Below are 21,495 nucleotides of genomic sequence, written 5' to 3' on the forward strand. Positions count from 1 at the left end.
GCCCCTTTGGTTAAATAGATTAAACTAAGCTGGCGGCTCAAATATTGGATCAACAATAATCCATTTATTTCCGTCAAAATCAGCCTTAAATACTGCCGTATTCGAAACTGGCAAGTGCGCCATCTTATCTCTAAAATATTGCATGGTAGTATTATCAATAGTGTCACTCGATGTTATAAAATACTGCCAAATGGCTCTAATGACGTGACCATGAGCGAAAACAACTATAAAGTCATTGAGATTATTTTCAAGCATTTTTATACAACTGACAACCCGGCTTTTAAAGTCTAAAAATGATTCAGCACCCTCGCCGTGTACATAGACTGCTTCGCATCGACTCCAGTAATCTTGCACCCAGGGCTTACGTTGATCGACCGTTGTATTTATACATTGAGTAGGTGATAAAAAATCATATTCGTGCAATGGCCATACCTCCACCGGAACATCTCTGAATTTATTAATAGTTGGCTCGGCGGTTTGCTGGGTACGAATGTATTTAGAGGTCACGATTAAATCCGGCTTTTCATTTAACAGATCCGTCAAGGCCTCAGCTTGCTTTATTCCTTTGCAGGTTAAAGAAATCTTTTCAGGGAAGGAGGTTGGTAAACCTGCATTGGCTTCGCTTTCGGCATGACGAATAAACCAGACGTTTTTCATGTGTCAAAAATACTAATTATTGAAATCAGATAGATCATGCATAATATTACCAAAGGGGAGAAAATGATTAAAATCTAATCTCTTTTACGCCTAAGCAGTGCTCGAACGGAGAGTGCTATTTCCTTCCTCTCCTTGCCATATTCACGAAGTAATTGATTTAATGAATCCATTACACCTGGTTCCAATTTTCCCTTTAGCTGTAAGATATTGGCATACTTTGCGAGTTGATTTATGTTATTTCCTACTTTGCCAATTCGTTCACCAATTGCGTCAAGGGTTTTAAGGATCTCAACAGGATTGTGAACGTAAAGATCTTTAGTTTTAATGATCCTTAATCGCAAATATTCTGTCATTGTTTTCAGTCCGGAGCTTTCAAAATCATTTTTCAATTGTTGATAATCTAAATCATTTAAACGCCAATCTATTCGGTTACTTAATTTAGAACCATCTGTAATTATAGGTCTCCCTCCTCTTGGGTTAAATATTTCCTTGTTTTTCGTTGACATAATTAAATATTAAAGATCCAAGTTGCGCAGGATCTTCACCCTGGAACCAAGAATTGGGTGTAAGGGCAAGGAGGTTATTGTATGACAATAACACATCTTGCCAAACAAAACGCGGCCACATTTTTTTAAAACTTTCAGCAAAGAATTGAACATGCTGAAGCGAAACAAACAATAATCTATAATCCTAAAATTTTTCTTTTTAAGGAGCGCAAGATTCAATTAGAAGTAAGCCAACTTACATATTTGCATACAAGCATATTTACATGCAAACATGTTTACATATAAACTGACTTACATATTTGCATACAAGCATATTTACATGCAAACATATTTACATATAAACCGACTTACATATTTGCATACAAGCATATTTACATGCAAACATGTTTACATATAAACCGACTTACATCTTTACATACAAGCATATTTACATGCAAACAAGGCTTCCATATAAACCAACTTAATTTTGGCCTGCAACCTAACTCATCATCCTTTTCGTAGCTCCTTGTTTTTTATACAATAACTATAGCGCAAACTATAGCGCAGTAAATATCTAATAATCAGATGTTAATAAAACACAATCCGTTAAAGTTGTCCACCATAAAATTCGAAGACACTCAATGGTGGACAACTTTAACGGATTTTTTTGGCCGCGCCCCTCAAATCTTTTGATTGATTGATTTTTTTCCAAATCAGGTACGTTTATGCTTAAAAGAACTTCAATTTAAGCTAATTAAACTAATTAAAATCCTTAAAAACTCCTTATTGATTAATATTGATTAATCAATTGATTATATTGAAGCGTCCACAAATAATTGATAAACAAATAATTACAAGGACTTATAGGGACAACTTTAACGGTTTCAGGGGACAACTTTAACGGATTTAGGGGACAACTTTAACGGATTATGGAGGACAACTTTAATGGATTATCTTTTTAAGGAGGACAACTTTAACGGATTTTATGTCCAGATGGAAACCCAGCATCCCCTATGGCGAAAAATCATTTTTTAAGCTTTTTATTACATACTGAGGAACGTTTTTAATCGCTGTTTGAGGAGATTTTCCCGCTTCGCATATAAAATCATATAGTTCTATTATTCTTTGCCTTAAATCGCTCAAAACGTCGTTTCTAAGCAAAATGTCATTGATAATTGCAATATGATCTGTATTGAACCCAAAATGGGTTTTTAACAAATAAATATTGTCATTTCTTAGTTTGTCCAGTTTACTAGCATATTCAACAAGTGCCTTCCTGTGTTTAATTACAAAATTAAACCTAATGATTTTTCTGTGTTGCACAGTGGTATTAAATATAAAATACACATCAGCTATATTTTTCAATTCAGTCTCTGCTGGCCTGATTACTCTTTTTATCAAATCTTTAATCTGTGGGTATTTATCAATTAATGAAAACTTAATTCGAAAATCGTTAGGTGTAATCGAAAAAACGTCCTGATCTTTCCAATGAGAAATCATTTCATATAGCTTCTGAGAGTAAATATTATTTGTTGAATACATTACTTCTTCGGCAAACTGCGTTAATCCATTAGAAACCTTAATAAGCTCCTGTGCAGTCACTTTGTGAATTACAACAGTAACTGTTCTTGAATATTTTGTCAGTATCGCCCTTTCAATTAAACCAGTAAGAATCACTTCCTCTTCCGGCATTTTATTTTTTCTGCTCTTGGTCTCCGGTAATACAATCTGAACATCTATGCTACGTAAATCCATGAGCGCCTTTTTAACATTCCCATAATTGTTAGTGCCTTTTACTATATCAGTAAGAGGAAACTGCAACTTTATGCTATCATCTGTTGAAGAAAACAATTCAAGCTGATTAAATGATAAGCCCTTGGATACTAAATAAATCTCTCGCTGTAACATAGAAATTATCTTTGTTAAAATTCGTTTTTGTATGACGGTAAAATCCCACTTGGCCATTGTAATACGGTATGGCTGGCGAATGATCTTATAGCTCAAAATTTCCTTATCAGTAGGCATGATTGTCTAATCGATTTGTAGTGATAAACAATTAACCAATTCTCCTTTTGCCTAAAAGATAAGCATCAGCCTCTGCTTGGATCTGATCGTTAGTTTTACGCTTACCTTCGTTTAACCAGGCGACTATATCAGTCCTTAAAAAATATAAGTGTTTGCCTTTTTTAATGTGGGGGATTTTAGCTGAAGAACACAAAGCGTAAATAGTTGCTTTAGCGAGATTTATCAAGGTAGCAACTTCATCAATGCTCAAAAACTCTCCAGTATTATTAGCAGGAGTAGCGCTTTTTGATAGCTCCGAGATTAAATAAGGATTTTCATTTAAAACCAATCGCACTGAATCAGCGAAAATTTTCCTTAGCTCTTCCTTGCTTATAGATGTTAGTATTAACTCGTTCATTGCTGTGTGTATTAATTAACATCAGCAAAGAAAAAGGAATAGAACACCCCTTATCGGTTTAGGGGTGAAGATTCTTTATTTTAATTTATCGTAGTCTAAAAATGATAAATTAATCCTTTTAAAAACAGTTTCTTGGCTTATAGTTCGAAAGGCTTCGTCGCCAAATAAGCTAATTTTATCATTATTGAGAACTCTAAATTTTCTTTTAACCCAATCTGCAAGCTGTCGTTTTTTTGTTGTGCTAAATCGGTGGTCTTTAAACAGAGATATGAAAATGTAAGCAATTTCTTTTTGAAGGCCCTTTAAAACAACATATTCAACTACATCTGGCTTTCCTAAAAAGAAGTTTCTAAGTGTTAATTTATTATCTTCTTCATTTCCGAAAATTGAAAGTTTTGAAAAAGTCTCTACAATTTCATCTATTTCAGAAGGAGTTACACCTGCCAGGTGAACCTGTTCATCCACCTCATTGTTTTTTAAATGCACAAACTGTTTGTACTTTTCTAATTGAAGTAGCTTTTCGAAATAGTTAATCAGATAAACAAAGCCACTGTTCCATTGCTGAATTACGGGATAAAATATAGTATCAAAAATTTGTGGCTCATGGTGACGATAACTTTCCTTTAATTCAAATTGTAAATGATAAGCTTGTTCTAACGCCATAACTTGCGGCATTTCTCTGAGTTTACACAATACAAAGACTTTTAGAGATAAATAGATATTTTCAAAAGCTTTTTCAAGACCTATCATGTCGCTTACCCGACCGCTATCTAATAATTTGTCGTCTTCACTTCCAGATTGAGTGTATACTTCATATTTAAATTTAAGTTCCTCGGTTGTATTTAATTGTTGAAACACAACATATCTATCTGCCAATAGTACTAATATTTTATAAAAGCTCCTGGTGAAAACATAAAGATCACTGTCATAGTGAATCACACATTGGAAACTATTTTCAGAATTATTTACTTCAAAAAAGTTAACTGGATTATTTCTGATATCCATCTTATAACTTTATTCTGTTAGCAGCCTCAATTTTCCTTTTATCAATAACCTTCCCATAAATCTCGGTTGTTTTTAGATGCCTGTGGCCGAGCATTTTGGAAACGGTATAAATATCCGTGCCCATAGTTAATTGCAACGTTGCATACGTATGGCGGAAACAATGAAAAGTTATCTTCTTAGTTATACCGGCGTTTAATACCCACCGGGCCAGTTGCACATTTGTATATGATGAGTATTTAAGTCCTTTAAAGATCTTATCGGCAGCGGTACCTCGGTCACCCAATTGCTCAAAAGCTTGTTCAGGAATAGGTAGTGTTTCAACTCCTTGAGTTTTTTGTTGAGTAAACCTGATAAAGTAGCCGTCCTGTTCTGAATGTTGAACTTCCTTCCAGGTTAACTTAATTACATCAGACCATCGCAAACCAGTTAATGCAGAAAATATAGCCGTTCGTTTTAATACCAACGGGTCGCATTCGGTATCATATAGTGCTTTTAGTTCTTCCAGGGTTAAAAACTCTCTTTGAGTTTCACCCTGGGGAATACCTTTTACACGCAAAATAGGACTTACAGCAAACAGACGATCCTCAAAGGCTTCTTTAACCGCTGCTCTAAACTTATTATAGTAGCTATACTGCGAGTTTTGGGCTAAGCCGACAGTATCTGACTTAATTGATTTTACCGTCGTTAAAAAGGCTTTAAATCCCTCGCAGAACTTTTCATCAACCTCGCCAAACTTGCATTGTCCATTAGTATAAAGTTTGAGATATTTATAAGCTCCGTACCAATTATCATGATTGCCTTTTGATCTGTTACGCTTTCGCACCTTTTCTTCAAAGTAAGCTAAGAAATCCATTTTGGCGGAGAGTTTGTCGGTAAAATCAAAACTCTTGTTTATAAATTGAAGCTCCCTTTCTGATCGGATATTATCAGCCTTCGCTTTACACACCCGGTTATGTTCTTTTTGAGAAGCGTTAGTAGGCTTTTCATAAAGATAGATTTTCAGAAATTCTCTCCTTGTTTCCTTTCCGGTTTCTGCGATGTACACTGGCGGGTAGAAATCAAGATATAGGCTAAGACGCTCATCTAATAATTTCTTTTCTCTGAGCTTAACGCTATGACTTTCTTTCATGTACTTTTACTATTAATACTTGTACCTTTTTGTATCCTTGTCAAAAGAGACCATTAAAGGTACAAATATTCAATAAAAATACAATTCCAGCTATTAACAATAATAATTCAGAAAAGACTATATCAATTGATTATAAGTATATTAATGTGATTTATTCAGCATTACTCATTGTTGTTTATCAATAATCACTTGCCGATACAAAACTTACTAAATATATTTTCCAGCAGATCATCTGTAGTAACGGCTCCCGTTATTTCGCCGAGGTAATGCAGGGCTTGTTTGATGTCCATCGATAAAAAATCTGAGGTTATACTGCCATCAATTCCGCCAAGCACCCTAATCAGGGCCCCTTCGGTTTTTTGCAGGGCCTCCAGGTGGCGGATGTTGGTTACCAGTGTTTCGTCGCCACTTAATTGATCTTTAATGGCGGCGCTGTAAATTTTATTTTTAAGGTCATCAATATGCAGCTTTTCTTTGGCCGAAATGAAGATGGTTTGAGCGCCTGGAAGCCCGGAGGTTTGGAAGAACGTTTTAATGCTTTCTGTTTTGCCCGTCTGGCTTAACAAATCCATCTTATTGGCAACCATCAGCATGGCAATACCGGGGCCTTGCAAGCTTTCCAGATCATTTTTAAGTTCTTCCGTAGTTATCTGCTCGGCATCAAAAACATAGATCAACAGGGCCGACTGGCTGATCTTTTCCATAGTACGCTGTACCCCTATTTGTTCAATTGCATCCGTGGCTTCACGGATCCCCGCAGTATCTATCAATCTAAAATTAATGCCTTGAATATTTAACACCTCCTCAATAGTATCGCGGGTGGTGCCGGGTATATGGCTCACAATGGCTCGTTCTTCGTTTAATAGAGCGTTTAACAGGGTCGATTTACCTGCATTTGGTCGGCCGGCAATTACTGTATTAACCCCCTGTTTAATAGCGTTACCCAGTTCAAATGACTGAATTAAACGACCAATTACGCGGGTAATATCAATGATCAATTGTTTTAACTGATCGCGGTTAGCAAATTCCACATCTTCCTCGGCAAAATCAAGTTCCAACTCAATGAGTGAAGCGAAATTCACCAACTGCTCACGCAAGGTTTGCAGTTGATTACTGAACCCGCCCCGTAGTTGTTGCAAAGCCACCTGTTGTGACGCTTTAGAGTTTGATGCGATCAGGTCGGCCACCGCCTCGGCTTGCGACAGATCAAGCTGACCGTTTAAAAATGCTCTTAAAGTAAACTCGCCGGGTTTGGCAGAACGAGCCCCTTTTTTGATGAACAGCTTAATTATCGACTCAATAATATAACCCGATGCATGGCAGGATACCTCCACCACGTTTTCGCGTGTGTATGATTTAGGTGCTACAAACAGCGAAACCAGTACCTCATCCAAAATCAGGTCGCCATCAACAATATGCCCGAAGTGTATGGTATGCGATGCCTGCTCTGTCAGATCCTTACCCTTCCATACGCTGTTGGCTATCGTAATAGCATCCAGTCCCGAAAGGCGGATCACCGCGATAGCACCTATTCCGTTTGGTGTGGCAAGAGCTACTATGGTTTCATTATTTGTCATTGAATCATTTATTATTAAGTCATTTCAATAGTTTGTTAACTACCAAAGTGTAAAAGTAAAACAAATTAACATGAACTATTAACCGCCGGCCATGAACTACTTTTCAATGACTTAATTGTCTGAATCTGAATTTTCAAAATTTACAAATTAACAGAATACCCCAATGAACCATTGAACCAATAAACAAAACTCTTACCTTGCGCTCACAAATTATGGTAACTTTTTTTGAAGCTTCGCTCGATACAATTTCGGTACATCATGTTGGCAATCAGTCGCAAAGCGAGATGTATGCATTATCAGATCATCCCCTTGAACTGAAGGATGATATTATCCCTAACCTGCTGATGCAGTATTTTTTAAAACCTTTTGAAAAAACTAACGAGGTTTATCACCTCATGCACAGTAGTGGCGAGCTTAACCTTAACGAGATCCATCACTTTGCTACACAGGTATTTGAGGATAAGGAGAAGTTTCACGAGGCATCTGAGCAGATTGCCAAACACTTATATAAAATAACTACCCACCCTAACATTAAAGGCGGCGAACTGTATGTGGTTTATTTTAACAAGGTACAAATAGAAGGTAACCCGCTGGATGCCATTGGTATATTTAAGTCGGAAAACAAGGAAACTTACCTGAAAGTTTACCCTGACAAAGGTGGTTTCCAGGTTGATTATGAAGAAAATGCCATCAATATTAACAAACTTGACAAAGGTGTACTAATATTCAACATCGAAAAAGAGAATGGTTATAAAGTAGTGGTGATCGACAAGACCAATGGCAGCCAGGATGCAGCCGTTTATTGGAAAGATGAGTTTTTACAGCTCAAAATTCGTAACGACAGCTTTAACCAAACCAGCAACACGCTGGGCATCTACAAAAACTTTGTAACGCAAAAGCTCGACGACGAGTTTGAAATGAGCAAAGCCGACAAGATAGACTTGCTGAACCGCTCCATGAAATATTTTAAGGAAAAGGAAACCTTTGATATGGATGAATTTACCGGCGAAGTAATCGGCAACCCACAGGCTATTGAATCATTCAAAAACTTTAAAAACCAGTACGAGCAGGAGTTCGACAGTCCTATTGCCAATACTTTTGAGATATCTGACAATGCCGTTAAAAAACAAGCCCGGGTTTATAAAAGCGTATTAAAGCTCGATAAAAACTTCCACATCTATATCCACGGCGACAAGGAACTGATTGAAAAAGGTTTTGACGATGGGAGGGCGATGAACTATTATAAGGTTTATTTTAAGGAAGAGGCGTAGGTTAATTATTGTATTAGTAAAGAGTTACGAAGTTTTAAAAACTTCGTAACTCTGATGAAAGAAACAGCATCTGTTTCAATCCACCTCAACCAAACTACCCGCTCCATAAGTAACCGGCTCAACCCTTTTTAAATGAATATTGCTTACCGGTTTTACCACCAGTGGTATTTTCTCTATCCGGGTCTCGCTGGTATCCAAACCAAAGGCTTTAGCTTCTGACTGGGCCAGTTTTTTGATGGCGAAATAACTGTTCAAAATAAACGCCTCGCTCACGCTAAACAGGTTATTGTACGACAGGAATTTCTCCATGATCACAAACCTGAAATCGGCAGCAATTTTATATTTGTTTAAAGATTCGTACTGACTGGTGATATCTATCTCCTTACGCTTCACCATATCTTCCACCACATTGCGGAATAGCACATTCACTCTCGGCTGTATCCTAAAGCCCAAGCGGTATTCAATACGGATCACCTTACCGGGTTCAATCTGATCAACACTGTACTCCATGGTATAAGGTTCATCGGTACGTTCAATATGCACAAACCAATAGGTATCGGCACGTTTAGGGCGGCGGCTCATAATGGAGTAAATGATCTTCTCTTCTATCTGTTTGCCATTGTTGGCCTTGGTAAGGTAAATTAGGTGAGTTGCATATTTATTAACGGTAGTATCGGCACTCAAGGCATTCAACAGCGGCAATTGCTCTTTTATATCTATAAAGTTCAGGAAACGGTTATTGATCTTACGGGCCTTAAACCAAATATACATGGTGAATATCAACCCAACTTCAAACCCAACAAAGAATAATCTTTTCAATATTTTAACCGCGTTGGCTACAAAAAATGAGAACTCTACTGTTAAAAACACGCACAGTATAATGGTAACCAGCCAAACCGGCCAGTGCTTTACATAGCGCATAAAATAATACATTAAAATGGTGGTGCTCAGCATAGCAATAGTGATACTAAACCCATAAGCGGCCGTCATGGCGCTGGAAGTTTTAAAGTATAACGATACCAGGATGCAACCTATACACAAGATCCAGTTAATGCTGGGGATATAAATTTGTCCGCGTATGTTTGATGGATATTTTATAGTAATACGCGGCCAGAAATTCATACTCACGGCCTCACTGATGAGGGTGAAAGATCCGCTGATCAAAGCCTGACTGGCAATTATGGTTGCGAGGGTGGCCAGGGCAATACTCGGAATTAAAAATTGATGCGGAACAATCTCGAAGAAAGGATTTACACCGGTAAAGTTTTTAGCGGGCCCTTGCGAAAGTACCCAGGCTCCCTGTCCGAGGTAATTTAATATAAGCGTGGTTTTTACAAAGATCCAGCTTACCTGTATATTTTTGCGCCCGCAATGGCCCAGGTCTGAGTACAGAGCTTCGGCACCTGTGGTACATAAAAATACGGCACCTAACAACCAGAAACCCTGGGGGTGATCCATCAGCAACCGGGCACCATAGTATGGATTAAGCGCTTTAAAAATAGCCGGATAATGAGCTACCTGCATGGTTCCTAAAACGCCCAGCATTACAAACCACATGAGCATAACCGGCCCAAATGCCGAACCTACCACTTTGGTACCAAACTGCTGAAAAAAGAAAAGCAGTATAATAATGCTGATCACAATAATTAAAATGAGGTTATTACCGGGGATAATAACGCTCGAAAAAGCAGGCACCAGGTTTAACCCCTCAATAGCTGATGTAACCGATATAGGTGGGGTAATAATACCATCAGCAAGCAAAGTACCAGCACCTATAATGGCCGGAATGGCCAGCCATTTGCCATATCGCCTAACCAGGGCATACAGTGAAAATATCCCCCCTTCGCCTTTGTTATCAGCCTGCAGGGTTATTACAATGTATTTAAAAGTGGTTTGCAGGGTAAGCGTCCAAAATATGCAGGATATTGAACCTAATACCAGGGTTGGGTTAACCTTGCCACCTTCAACCAACAAAGTTTGAAAAACATACAAAGGGGATGTACCAATATCGCCAAAAATAATACCAAGGGTAACAATCATACCCGCGAAAGTGAGCTGCTTAACGTGCGAATTCATTTAATAGGATAAACTAATAGGGGATTTAAAAAAGAGGTACTGTTGCTGTCTTGAGTTTTCGACATCCAGTTTAAATTGGAGGCTGCAGCAATAGGGGACAATACCATCATACATTGATTTTTGTTAATAAAACCCCCTCAGCAATATATGCACCTCATGACTTAATTTTTTATTAAAATACTCTATTACAATAGATTAATTAAAAATACATGTAAAATTAAAGACTTAAAAACCTATCATTTTGATAGGTTTTATCATTTTGATAGCATGAGAAAAGGGCCAACTTTTTGGAGAATTTATAATTAAAAACGCGTCTTTGCGAGGTACGAGGCAAGAAGCCCCCTCTAAATCTCCCCAAAAGGGGAGACTCTAAAAAGCATTTTAAAATCCTCTCCTTTGGAGAGGGTTGGGTGAGGCTACTTGCTTCGTTCCTCGCAATGACGCGTGGAGATAAATAAATGGAGATAAACAATAAGGTCAGTGCCTTAATTTCTTAAAACTGCACACCCCAGCGTTCCTCAATGCCTAATCCAAATAAGGCAAAGTCATACTTTACCGGATCGAGCGGATCAAATTCGCGCAGGCGCTGGGTAAGTTCAATGGCGGTTTGCCAGTCGGTTTGCTTGCGGGTAATGAGCAACAGTTTGCGGGATACCCGGTCAACATGCAGGTCAAGCGGGCAGATCAGGTCGGCAGGTTTAATGTGGTTCCAAATGCCAAAATCAACTCCGCAATCATCCTTACGCACCATCCAGCGTAAAAACATATTGAGCCGTTTGCAGGTTGATTTTTGCGACGGCGACGACACATGTTTTTTAGTTCGATGCGGATAATCGGGCAGAGAAAAGAAATATGAACGGAAGTGGTTCAATGCCGCCTCGGCCCCGCCACCTGGCAAATCAAAAGACTCCCCCTTCAGGGGGCCGAGGGGCGTCACAAACGCATCTTCTAATGAATCGAATCGCTCATAATGATATCTGAAAAAGCTTATGAAATACAGTGTATCAATATCATTAAAGGTACGGTGCTTAAAACTAAGTAGCTTTTCAAGATCCGGTTCCTGATGGTTCATGATAAAATCATAAGGCGCGCCATCCATTAAGATAATCAGTTCCTTACATTTTTTGATGATGGTAACACGCTGCCCCCAGGCCAGGGTCGCAGCCCAAAAGCCCATGATCTCAATATCTTGTTTTTTACTGAACAAGTGAGGTATAGATATTGGGTCGTTCTCAATAAAACCGGGCTGGTTGTATTGGGAAACTTTAGCATCGAGGAAAGTTTGAAGCCCCCCCGCCCCCTGAAGGGGGAGCCTGCCCCTCCCGTCCCCTAAAGGGGATGCTTTTAATGCACCATTACTCATAATATGATTATATCCTCCCCCTTTAGGGGGTCGGGGGGCTCAATGCTTGCTTCAAATCTTCCAATAAATCTTCAATATCCTCAACCCCTACACTTAAGCGTAACAGATTATCAACTACACCAGCTTTTTCGCGCTCGGCTTTGGGTATAGAACCATGTGTCATACTTACCGGGTGATTGATCAATGATTCTACACCGCCCAATGACTCGGCCAGGGAGAACACTTTAAATGAAGATGCGATGCGGAAAGTTTCTTGCAGGTCAGCACCCTTTAAAACAATAGAGATCATACCACCAAAATCAAGCATTTGCTTTTTGGCGATAGCATGGTTAGGATGGTCGGTAAAGCCCGGCCAGTATATTTTTTCCACCTTAGGGTGAGTTTTCAGGAACTCGGCTATCTGTCTGCCGTTTTCACAATGGGCTTTCATGCGCAGGTGCAGGGTTTTAATACCGCGCAATACCAAAAAGCTATCCATAGGGCCCGGCGTAGCACCGCAGGCGTTATAAATGAACCATAGTTTTTTATACAGCTCTTCATCATTTAGCATCAGGGCACCCATTACCACATCGCTATGGCCACCAATGTATTTGGTTACAGAATGCATCACCACATCGGCACCCAGATCAATAGGATTTTGCAGGTATGGCGAAGCAAAGGTATTATCCACCACAAAAAGCAGGTTCTTTTCTTTCGCTATTTTACCTATCGCCGCAATATCTACAATTTGCATGGTAGGATTGGTTGGCGTTTCTATCCAGATCAGCCTGGTTTTATCATTGGTGTACTCCCGGATGATCTCGGGGTTTGACAGATCCAAAAAATGGAACTTGATACCATAGTTAGCGAAAATTTTAGTGAAGATCCGGTATGAACCACCGTAAAGATCGTTCCCGGTTATTACTTCATCACCCGGGGCAAGTAATTTCATCACCGCATCGGTAGCGCCCATTCCGCTTGAAAAAGCCAAACCGAATTTGGCATTCTCTAATGCAGCTAAACAGTCTTCCAGCGCCTTGCGGGTTGGGTTGGTACCACGTGAGTATTCATACCCCTTATTATCGCCCGGCGATTTTTGCCAGTAGGTTGATGTTTGATATATCGGCGTCATGATAGCGCCCGTAGTTGGATCGGGCTCCTGCCCTGCATGTATAGCTTTAGTTGCGAATTTCATTTGTTCAGTTTTGTGTTGCGGGTTGCGGGTATCCTGCTACGTATTTAACACGCCACACGCACCCCGCAACACGCCACCGATTAATATGCTCTGGCGAAAAGTACCCTTTGTGTCGACGGTTTCCCAGTCAAAATGCATTTACCTTCTTCCTGTTTATTATCCAAAGGTATGCAACGTATTGTCGCCTTAGTTTCCTCTTTTATGCGTTGCTCGGTTTCAGGTGTGCCGTCCCAGTGGGCGCTCAGGAAACCTGGTTCTTCATCCAACATACGTTTAAACTCCTCATAGGTATCAACCTCAGTCATATTCTCAGCCCTAAAGTCGAACGCTTTTTTATAGATGTTAGTCTGAATTTCCTCCAGCAGGGTTTCAATGTGCTGAGCCAGGCCTTCCTGGTTTACAGTTTCCTTTGTCTTGGTATCTCTACGGGCCAGTTCAACGGTTCCATTTTGCATATCGCGGCTGCCTATGGCTACACGCAATGGCACACCCTTTAACTCGTACTCGGCAAATTTTGCTCCCGGACGGTGGGTATCCCGGTTATCAAACTTTACGGAGATACCTTTAGCCTTTAACTCTTTAGTTAATGATGCTACATAAGCCGATATATTATCCAGCTCTTCCTGATGTTTATAGATAGGTACAACCACAACCTGAATAGGCGCCAGTTTTGGCGGTAATACCAGCCCGGCATCATCAGAGTGTGCCATGATCAGCGCACCTATTAAACGGGTTGATACGCCCCATGATGTTGCCCAAACATAATCCAGCTTATTCTCTTTGTTGGTAAACTTTACATCAAAAGCCTTGGCAAAATTTTGCCCCAAAAAGTGCGATGTGCCGGCTTGCAATGCTTTACCATCCTGCATCAAAGCCTCAATACAATAAGTATCCAAAGCGCCTGCAAAACGTTCATTTGGCGTTTTACGGCCTTTTATTACAGGCAATGCCATCCAATTCTCTGCAAAATCGGCATATATGTTAAGCATTTGCTCGGTTTCGGCTACGGCTTCTTCTGATGTGGCATGGGCGGTGTGCCCTTCCTGCCATAAAAACTCGCTTGTACGTAAAAACAAACGGGTACGCATTTCCCAGCGCATTACATTGGCCCATTGGTTAACCAGGATAGGCAGGTCCCGGTACGATTGGATCCAGCCTTTATAAGTGTTCCAGATAATGGTTTCGGATGTTGGGCGAATGATGAGTTCCTCTTCCAGTTTGGCATCTTCATCAACCACAATATTTCCGCTACCATCGTTTTTAAGGCGATAGTGTGTAACAACTGCGCATTCCTTGGCAAAGCCATCAACGTGACTGGCCTCTTTTGAGAAAAAGGATTTGGGTATTAACAGCGGGAAATAGGCATTGCTATGCCCTGTATCTTTAAACATCTGATCAAGCACGGCCTGTATATTTTCCCATATAGAATATCCATAGGGTTTGATGATCATACAGCCCCTAACCGGCGAATATTCGGCCATGTCAGATTTAATTACTAAGTCGTTAAACCATTGCGAATAATCTTCGTCTTTACTAATAACACCTTTGCTCATATTGATTGGATAGAATTTGACTTTGCAATTGTTGTATATTGCGCTCAAATTTATAAATTTAAAACTTATTCGAACTCGAACTTTTCATATACCTGACATGAAACGGAACATTGCTATAGGAATTTTTCTAATCGGCGCCATGGCGCTGAGTTCCTGCTCAACCACAAAACTCGCAAATACCGAAAGCAGTGATGATGTCTATTTCTCTAAAGCTAAAGCTGGTGATGACCCTACTTACGCGGCGGCCGACACATACAACCAAAATGTAGATCAGGATCAGGACTACAATGACGATGATTATTTTTATTACGATGACTATGCATCGCGCATAAACCGTTTCAGTTATTACTCTCCTTTTAGTTATTACGACAATTTGTACTATGGCTATAACAATTACGCTTTTAACAATGGCTTTAGCTTAGGCTTTAATTACGGGCCTTATGGCTATGGATATTCACCTTATGGCTATGGTGGCTGGGGCTTAGGTTTGGGGTATGGTTACGGAGGATGGGGCTTAGGCCTTGGATATGGTTATGGCTGGGGTGGCCTGGGCTGGGGATATGGCGGATACTATGGGGGCGGATATTACGGAGGTGGATATTATGCCGGCGGCACACCACGTCCTAACCGTGGGGTTGGATATGGCCGTGGCAGCGGTAGTGGTACTGCCAGCACTCCTGGTTTTGGTACGCGTGTACCCGCCAATAGTGGCATAGGTTATATACCGGGCGGCCGCGGCACCAATAACAATTATAATCGGCCGGCACGTACAGATGCCCGTCCGTCTCGTTCAGACAATCAGCCGGCACGTGCGGCAGAGGCGCGCCAGGCTACACAGCAGCAACCTACTTATACACCCGCACCATCAAACAACAACTCCGGCGGCGGCACACGCAGCTCAAGCGGAGGTAGCAGCGGTGGAGGCGGCAGACCAGGCAGACCATAATTTTATCACCCTGAGATTCTATGAAAATAAAATACCTACTCACCGTAATTGCTATAGTAGCTATTACTAAAAATAGTTTTGGGCAGTACGCGCAGGATGTAGTACGTTTCTCCACTTTCCAAACAGGTTCTACATCGCGCATAAAAGCCATTGGTAATGCCGGTACAGCTGTAGGTGGCGACTTGAGCTCCATTAGCGGTAATCCTGCCGGTTTGGGTTTCTTTACACATTCCGAATTCAGCATAACCCCTGAGTACAATGGTTCAAAAGTAAATTCAACCTATTTTGGCCAAACCGGTAACACCAGTAAAAACAATGGTAATTTAAATAATGCCGCGGTTGTAATTTATCAGCAGCTTAATACCCCAAAAGGGCGCGATAAAACCAAAGGCTGGTTAAGTATTAACTATGGGGCTGCTTACAGCCGTACCAATAATTTTTATGAAGATATAGCTTACAGTGGTAGAAACCCAAGCAGTTCCATATCTGATTATTTCGCAGGCATTGCCAACAACCGCCCCAACGACGCCCTGGGCGGCTGGGCATATAAGCAAGGCATTGTAGATAATTTTGGCACCAATACCAACCCCGACTTTGCAAGCACAGTTTCCACACCAATAAATCAAAACGGAATAATTTCACGTGTGGGTGGGCAATCGGAGTTTGATTTTTCTTTTGGAGCCAATTACAGCAATAAACTATACCTGGGCGTGGGTGTAGCTATTACCGATATCAGGTATGATTATTTTCGTCAGTTTACAGAAACGGGCAGCGCATCCATACCCCCCAACGGCGGTACTGTAGGTGTGCCTACTGATTTTAATTCGGCTTATGTACAAAGTCAGTCAACAAGGGGTAACGGCGCCAATATCAAATTAGGTGTTATTTATAAGCCGGTTGAAGCCTTGCGCTTAGGCTTTACCTTTACATCTCCAACTTTTTATAGTATCGATGACGGCTACAACGAGGGTTTATCAACCAATATCAGCGGCAGGGCGGGTCAAAGTGATGAATTAGGTTCAAGTACATTTAATTATAATATGCGCACACCGCTTAAACTGGCAGGCGGAGCGTCCTTTTTTATAGGTAAATATGGCTTTATAAGCGGCGATGTGGAATATATTGATTATGCCAGCGCGCATATAAACAGCAATGTCGACTTTGATAACACCTCAGATATTACCCAAATCAAATCTGATTACCGTTCAACCATTAATATCCACGCCGGTGCCGAAGCCCGCATAACCAGCATGTTTTACTTACGTGGTGGCTATAGCCAGCAAGGCAGTCCGTTTAAAAACAACAGCACAGCTACTGATGTTACCGGCGATATCAAAACCGTTACCGGCGGTATAGGCCTCAGGTTTGGCGCATACTATATTGATGCCACCTACGCACATGTAACAGGTTCGGAACTGATATCCCCTTATCTTATTGATGCAGGAAACCCGACAGCCAGCTTCAAAAAAACCAATAACAATGGTTTCCTGACTTTGGGATATCGTTTTTAAATGATAACCTCATTGAAAAAGCCTTTCTAAATATAACCAGAAGGGCTTTTTCATTAACCAAGCACATGTAATAAGCTATTTACTAATACGTTAAATGATAATTGCAATCTTTAACTTATGAAGAGACTATTACCTGCAATTTGTATTATAGCCTTATTGTATTCCTGCAAAAAGGACAAGATCCCTTATGAAAAGATCTCGGGCGAATGGAAACTGTTCAAAACTACAAGAACATATTTTCCTCCTGATACCGAAAAAAACACTGTTGATACAACAGCCAGAACAAACTATGAGATACTAAACTTCAATCATAACGGTAGTGGCGAGAGTAACTATGGGTTGGGTGGCTTTACCTATTCATTAAACACCTTAAAGTTTTTTTATGCTCGTACCGGATACTATGAACATTGGAATATCGCACTCATAAGCACAGATACACTTACTTTAACATATAACAATGAAACTATTGATCCTAAATACAGGGTTGTAAAATACTACAACAAAATTAAATAAGCGCGTTTAAAGCCTATTTGTCCATAAAAAGCTATCACACTAAATACTTGATACATCAGCTATCTGCTCGGTCTTCACCAGCTGCCTCACATCAAAACCCTTATTGGCGGCATTAACTACTAATTGATTATAGGTCTGCTCATCCAAAGTAGGGCGACGGCTTAATATCCAAAGGTAATTGCGGTTGGGATGCCCTACTACAGCATAGCTGTAATCACGTGCAAGGTCAATGATCCAGTATTTACCGCGAAAAGGCCAATAAAACTGTACTTCTAATTTCGCATTGGTATTATCGCTTACAAAGGCCCTGCCTTCGGTTATTTTTAACTTATTATTCCTGATACAACGATTTTTTACAATTAAGGTACCATCGGTATTTAAGCCGTAAGTTGCCGATGCACAACTACGCCCTTTTTCAAAACTTTGCGGAAAGGCAGCTATTTCAAACCAGGTGCCCAGGTATTTTTTTAGTTCAACGTACTTAACAGTTTCTAATGGTTTATTCCTGGCTTGCAGCGCTAAAGCAGTTAAACCTAAAACAACAGATGTTGCCAAAATCTCTTTCTTCATACAACATCAACGATTATCGGGCGCAAAAAGTTTAAGGAATAAATGCATAATTAGGTCATTTAACCGCTTTAAATATTTAATTACCTTTGCGCCAATCCATTAAAAAAGGGTATCTATCAGCAATGCCACAGGTAATAAACATCAGTATTTTAGGTTGCGGTTGGTACGGAACTGCGCTGGCAAAAACGTTAGTAAATGCCGGTTATCATGTTAAAGGATCAACTACATCGCCACAAAAATTGGAGGTATTAGCGGCTGAAGGGATTGAACCTTACCTGGTTAATTTTTTACCGGAGGATGAAAATTATGATGCCGTTTTTTTCAATTGCGATGTATTATTAATTGCCATCCCTCCCAAAAGCAGATCAGGCGAAGGAGCAAACTACATTTATAAGATACGGCGCATGATCAGCCTGGCAAAGCAGCAAGGTATTAAAAATGTAATTTTCATTGGCTCCACTGGTGTTTATGCTGATTTAAACAAGGAGGTGAATGAAAATATAGCCCCTCAACCCAATACCGAAGCCGGCAAATTATTACTGACTGCAGAAGATCTTTTCAGGGCGGAAACATCATTTAAAACTACCATCATCCGCTTTGCGGGATTAATTGGCCCTGGCCGTGACCCGGGCAGATTTTTTGCCGGAAAAAAGGATATACCAAATGGCAACGCCCCTGTGAACCTGATCCATCTTGATGACTGCATTGGTTTAAGTATGGCTATTATTGATATGCAGATATATGGTTATTTGTTTAACGCTTGTTCGCCCGATCATCCTGCACGCGCTGCTTTTTATACACAGGCATCTATAAATTCAGGATTGGAGGCTCCCATTTTTATTCCCGAATTAAAGGAATGGAAAATAATAAGGAGCATTAATGTTGAACCCATTTTAGGGTACCGGTTTAAAAGGCTTTTATAGCGCATAGCTTACTCTTTATATTCCAGAGTTTTTTTAAGCACCACATCCTCTGCCGAGCGGGCTATCATTACATCAAATGTGCCGGGCTCGGTTACCTGCTTCATATCGGTGTTCCAGATGGCAATATCATCCGGTTTTACGGTGAATTTTACCGTTTTGGTTTCGCCGGGTTTCAGACTGACCTTATCAAAACCTTTTAAGGCCATTACCGGCGTAGTAACTGAGTTTACTTTATTGCCGAGGTACATTTGTACCACCTCTTTACCCAACACATTGCCCGTATTGGTTACATCAACTGAAACCTGCACCTCCTGGTTTTTATTAAATGAGGTAGCCGAAACCAGCATATTACTGTACTTGAACGAGGTATAACTTAAACCATACCCAAAAGGATACAATACATCCGTTGATGAAAAAACATAGTCCTGACCAGGCTTATCAGGCGAACCCGGATTATGGTAAAAACCTTTATTGGAGTTTACATGGTTATAAAACACCGGGATATGCCCCACAGATTGCGGAATAGATACGTTTAACCTGCCAGAGGGGTTTACCTTACCAAACAGGATATTGGCTACAGCCGCACCACCCTTTTCGCCAGGGTACCAGGCCTCCAATATCGCCGGGATGTTTTCCTTTTCCCAACTGATGCTCCAGGGACGGCCATGTACCAGTACCAATATCACGGGCTTACCGGTTTTATAAATTTCCTGCAACAGTTCGCGCTGCACACCTTCGGGGTTTATATCGGTAACGTCATAACCCTCGCCACAGGTAAAGGGGTCTTTGGGCTCACTTTCAGGGGCATGGCCGTTCCATCCGATGCCCGAAAACACTACGCTGGTAGTACCCAATACTACAACCACAGCATCACTGTTTTTAGCGGCAGTAACCGCCTCGGCAAATCCACTTTTGTTTTGCCCTGATAAGGTGCTGCCTTTGGCATAATTGATCCTTACTTTATTGCCTACCAATTCCTTAATGCCATCCAAAATGGTAGTACCAGAGCGGTTGTCGCGGGTAGAACTGTAATCGCCGTATTGCACCTGGTTGGCATTGGGGCCAATTACAGCCAGCGATTTTAGAGTATTGATATTTAATGGCAACAACTGTTTATCATTTTTTAACAGGATAATGGATTCCTCAGCTATTTGCTGCGACAGGGCGATGTGCGCCGGGGTATGTACCCGCTTTTTAAGCTGCAGCGTATCAACCAAAGGTTTTTCAAACAGGCCTGCCTTAAATTTGGCTGTCAGGATGCGGGCTACGGCGGTATCAATCTGTGCCTCTTTTACCTTGCCAGCTTTAACCAATTCAATTAGTTTGGCATACACATCGGGCTTGGGGGCTTCCAGATCCACACCGGCATTTAGGGCTTCGGGGGCGGCATCTTCTGCATTTTTAGCAATATGCTGAAAACTGTATAACATCTTTAACCCCTCATAATCAGAAAACACATAACCCTTAAAACCCCATTCCTTGCGTAATACCTGATCCAGCAAAAAATGATTAGCATGTGCCGGTACGCCGTCCATCTCATTGTATGACGGCATTACCGAATATATGTTGGCCTTTTGTACCGCATCCCTGAATGGCACTAAAAACATAGAACGCAGTTCACGCTCGCCGATGGATGCAGGCGCAAGGTTAATACCCGCCACCGGAATGCTGTAAGCTGCAAAATGCTTGGCAGTACACATTATTTTATCCTTGCCTAAACCTATTAAACTCCCCTTCGCGTCGCCTTGCATGCCGGTTACAAAGGCTGTACCCATTTGGCTCACCAGGTATGGATCTTCGGCATAACATTCCTCAACCCGGCCAAAGCGAGGGTCGCGAATGAGGTCAAACAATGGAGATAAAGCCTGATCAACACCCGATGAAGATGCTTCGTAAGCGATAACCGAGCTCATTTGCCTGATTAGCATAGGGTTCCAACTGCTCCCCTGGGCTATGGCCTGCGGAAATATGGTAGCTCCCGAAGCCAGTTGCCCATGCAAGCATTCTCCTATTTGTATAGGTGGAATACCCAAACGTGTTTTTTCGCGGGCATATTTTTTTGCTTTAACAGATAATGAAGCAATTTCATTTATGGTGATGAACGGACTTTCGCAAACGCCATAAGCAATGGGGTTATCCAACGAGCCTTTTAAGCTGTTCATGCTCATTTGCCCTACCTTTTCCTCCAGTGTCATGCGGCCAAGCAAGTCTTTTACACGTACCTCAACAGGCGCTTTAGGGTCTTTATAAACCTGGGCGTTTACAGTTGTTATGGTAAAAAATGTCGCGATACATAAACTCCATTTCATTTGCCCTAATT

At 40.8% G+C, this 21,495-nt stretch carries 17 protein-coding genes and 1 pseudogene; 5 read left to right on the forward strand and 13 right to left on the reverse strand.

Features of this window, described 5'->3' with window-relative positions; translation table 11 throughout:
- Positions 1–24: 24 nt before the first annotated feature.
- The 7 genes from M2273_RS14525 to mnmE all read right to left on the reverse strand — a co-directional run bounded on the left by M2273_RS14525 (position 25) and on the right by mnmE (position 7,275).
- Positions 25–657, reverse strand: a complete 633-nt coding sequence (locus M2273_RS14525; protein ID WP_429398006.1) for a histidine phosphatase family protein — start codon at positions 655–657, stop codon at positions 25–27.
- Positions 658–731: 74 nt separating this feature from the next.
- On the reverse strand, positions 732–1,163 hold the full coding sequence (gene mobC / locus M2273_RS14530; RefSeq protein ID WP_429398008.1) for a plasmid mobilization relaxosome protein MobC: 432 nt from the start codon (positions 1,161–1,163) through the stop codon (positions 732–734).
- 990 nt (positions 1,164–2,153) lie between these two features.
- Positions 2,154–3,167 carry a replication initiation protein gene (locus M2273_RS14535; RefSeq protein ID WP_429398010.1) on the reverse strand — a complete coding sequence of 338 codons (1,014 nt, stop codon included), beginning with the start codon at positions 3,165–3,167 and terminating at the stop codon, positions 2,154–2,156.
- 31 nt (positions 3,168–3,198) lie between these two features.
- The gene (locus M2273_RS14540) at positions 3,199–3,564 is read right to left on the reverse strand and encodes a helix-turn-helix domain-containing protein (protein WP_429398012.1); all 366 of its coding nucleotides are present in this window, start codon (positions 3,562–3,564) and stop codon (positions 3,199–3,201) included.
- 75 nt (positions 3,565–3,639) lie between these two features.
- On the reverse strand, positions 3,640–4,569 hold the full coding sequence (locus tag M2273_RS14545) for a hypothetical protein (protein WP_429398014.1): 930 nt from the start codon (positions 4,567–4,569) through the stop codon (positions 3,640–3,642).
- Between the two features lies 1 nt (position 4,570).
- Positions 4,571–5,698: a phage integrase SAM-like domain-containing protein gene (locus tag M2273_RS14550; protein ID WP_429398016.1), complete on the reverse strand. Its 1,128-nt coding sequence runs from the start codon at positions 5,696–5,698 to the stop codon at positions 4,571–4,573.
- 185 nt (positions 5,699–5,883) lie between these two features.
- Positions 5,884–7,275 carry a tRNA uridine-5-carboxymethylaminomethyl(34) synthesis GTPase MnmE gene (gene mnmE / locus M2273_RS14555; RefSeq protein ID WP_429398018.1) on the reverse strand — a complete coding sequence of 464 codons (1,392 nt, stop codon included), beginning with the start codon at positions 7,273–7,275 and terminating at the stop codon, positions 5,884–5,886.
- A 212-nt stretch (positions 7,276–7,487) separates the two neighbouring features.
- On the opposite strand from mnmE, the gene M2273_RS14560 reads away from it, so the two are divergent.
- A complete protein-coding gene (locus tag M2273_RS14560; protein WP_429398020.1) occupies positions 7,488–8,546 on the forward strand; it encodes a nucleoid-associated protein in 1,059 nt (352 codons plus the stop codon).
- A gap of 75 nt (positions 8,547–8,621) precedes the next feature.
- On the opposite strand, the gene M2273_RS14565 is transcribed toward M2273_RS14560, so the two are convergent.
- The 4 genes and pseudogenes from M2273_RS14565 to proS form a co-directional block, all read right to left on the reverse strand.
- Positions 8,622–10,622 carry a KUP/HAK/KT family potassium transporter gene (locus M2273_RS14565; protein ID WP_429398022.1) on the reverse strand — a complete coding sequence of 667 codons (2,001 nt, stop codon included), beginning with the start codon at positions 10,620–10,622 and terminating at the stop codon, positions 8,622–8,624.
- Between the two features lie 493 nt (positions 10,623–11,115).
- Positions 11,116–11,985, reverse strand: coding sequence for a TIGR02757 family protein (locus M2273_RS14570; protein ID WP_429398024.1), 870 nt, complete (start codon positions 11,983–11,985; stop codon positions 11,116–11,118).
- Positions 11,986–12,007: 22 nt separating this feature from the next.
- Positions 12,008–13,165: pseudogene (locus M2273_RS14575) on the reverse strand (cystathionine gamma-synthase); the annotation flags it as partial.
- A gap of 74 nt (positions 13,166–13,239) precedes the next feature.
- A complete protein-coding gene (gene proS / locus M2273_RS14580; protein ID WP_429398025.1) occupies positions 13,240–14,712 on the reverse strand; it encodes a proline--tRNA ligase in 1,473 nt (490 codons plus the stop codon).
- A 97-nt stretch (positions 14,713–14,809) separates the two neighbouring features.
- Between proS and M2273_RS14585 the strand changes: the two genes are divergently transcribed.
- The 3 genes from M2273_RS14585 (at position 14,810) to M2273_RS14595 (ending at position 17,682) form a co-directional block, all read left to right on the forward strand.
- Positions 14,810–15,658 carry a hypothetical protein gene (locus M2273_RS14585; protein WP_429398027.1) on the forward strand — a complete coding sequence of 283 codons (849 nt, stop codon included), beginning with the start codon at positions 14,810–14,812 and terminating at the stop codon, positions 15,656–15,658.
- 20 nt (positions 15,659–15,678) lie between these two features.
- A complete protein-coding gene (locus tag M2273_RS14590; protein WP_429398029.1) occupies positions 15,679–17,169 on the forward strand; it encodes an OmpP1/FadL family transporter in 1,491 nt (496 codons plus the stop codon).
- Positions 17,170–17,286: 117 nt separating this feature from the next.
- Positions 17,287–17,682 (forward strand): hypothetical protein, encoded by a 396-nt coding sequence (locus M2273_RS14595; protein WP_429398031.1) that lies wholly within the window; start codon positions 17,287–17,289, stop codon positions 17,680–17,682.
- A gap of 39 nt (positions 17,683–17,721) precedes the next feature.
- Here the strand turns inward: M2273_RS14595 and M2273_RS14600 are convergent, their stop codons facing one another.
- Entirely contained in the window at positions 17,722–18,252 is a 531-nt protein-coding gene (locus M2273_RS14600) for a lipocalin family protein (RefSeq protein ID WP_429398033.1), read from the reverse strand.
- 122 nt (positions 18,253–18,374) lie between these two features.
- On the opposite strand from M2273_RS14600, the gene M2273_RS14605 reads away from it, so the two are divergent.
- Entirely contained in the window at positions 18,375–19,175 is an 801-nt protein-coding gene (locus tag M2273_RS14605; RefSeq protein WP_429398035.1) for an SDR family oxidoreductase, read from the forward strand.
- A gap of 8 nt (positions 19,176–19,183) precedes the next feature.
- Here the strand turns inward: M2273_RS14605 and M2273_RS14610 are convergent, their stop codons facing one another.
- Positions 19,184–21,484: a glycoside hydrolase family 3 N-terminal domain-containing protein gene (locus tag M2273_RS14610; RefSeq protein WP_429398037.1), complete on the reverse strand. Its 2,301-nt coding sequence runs from the start codon at positions 21,482–21,484 to the stop codon at positions 19,184–19,186.
- Positions 21,485–21,495: the final 11 nt, after the last annotated feature.

Origin of the sequence: Mucilaginibacter lappiensis, assembly GCF_050433765.1 — a bacterium.
In the GTDB taxonomy this organism is placed as follows: Bacteria; Bacteroidota; Bacteroidia; order Sphingobacteriales; family Sphingobacteriaceae; genus Mucilaginibacter; species Mucilaginibacter lappiensis_A.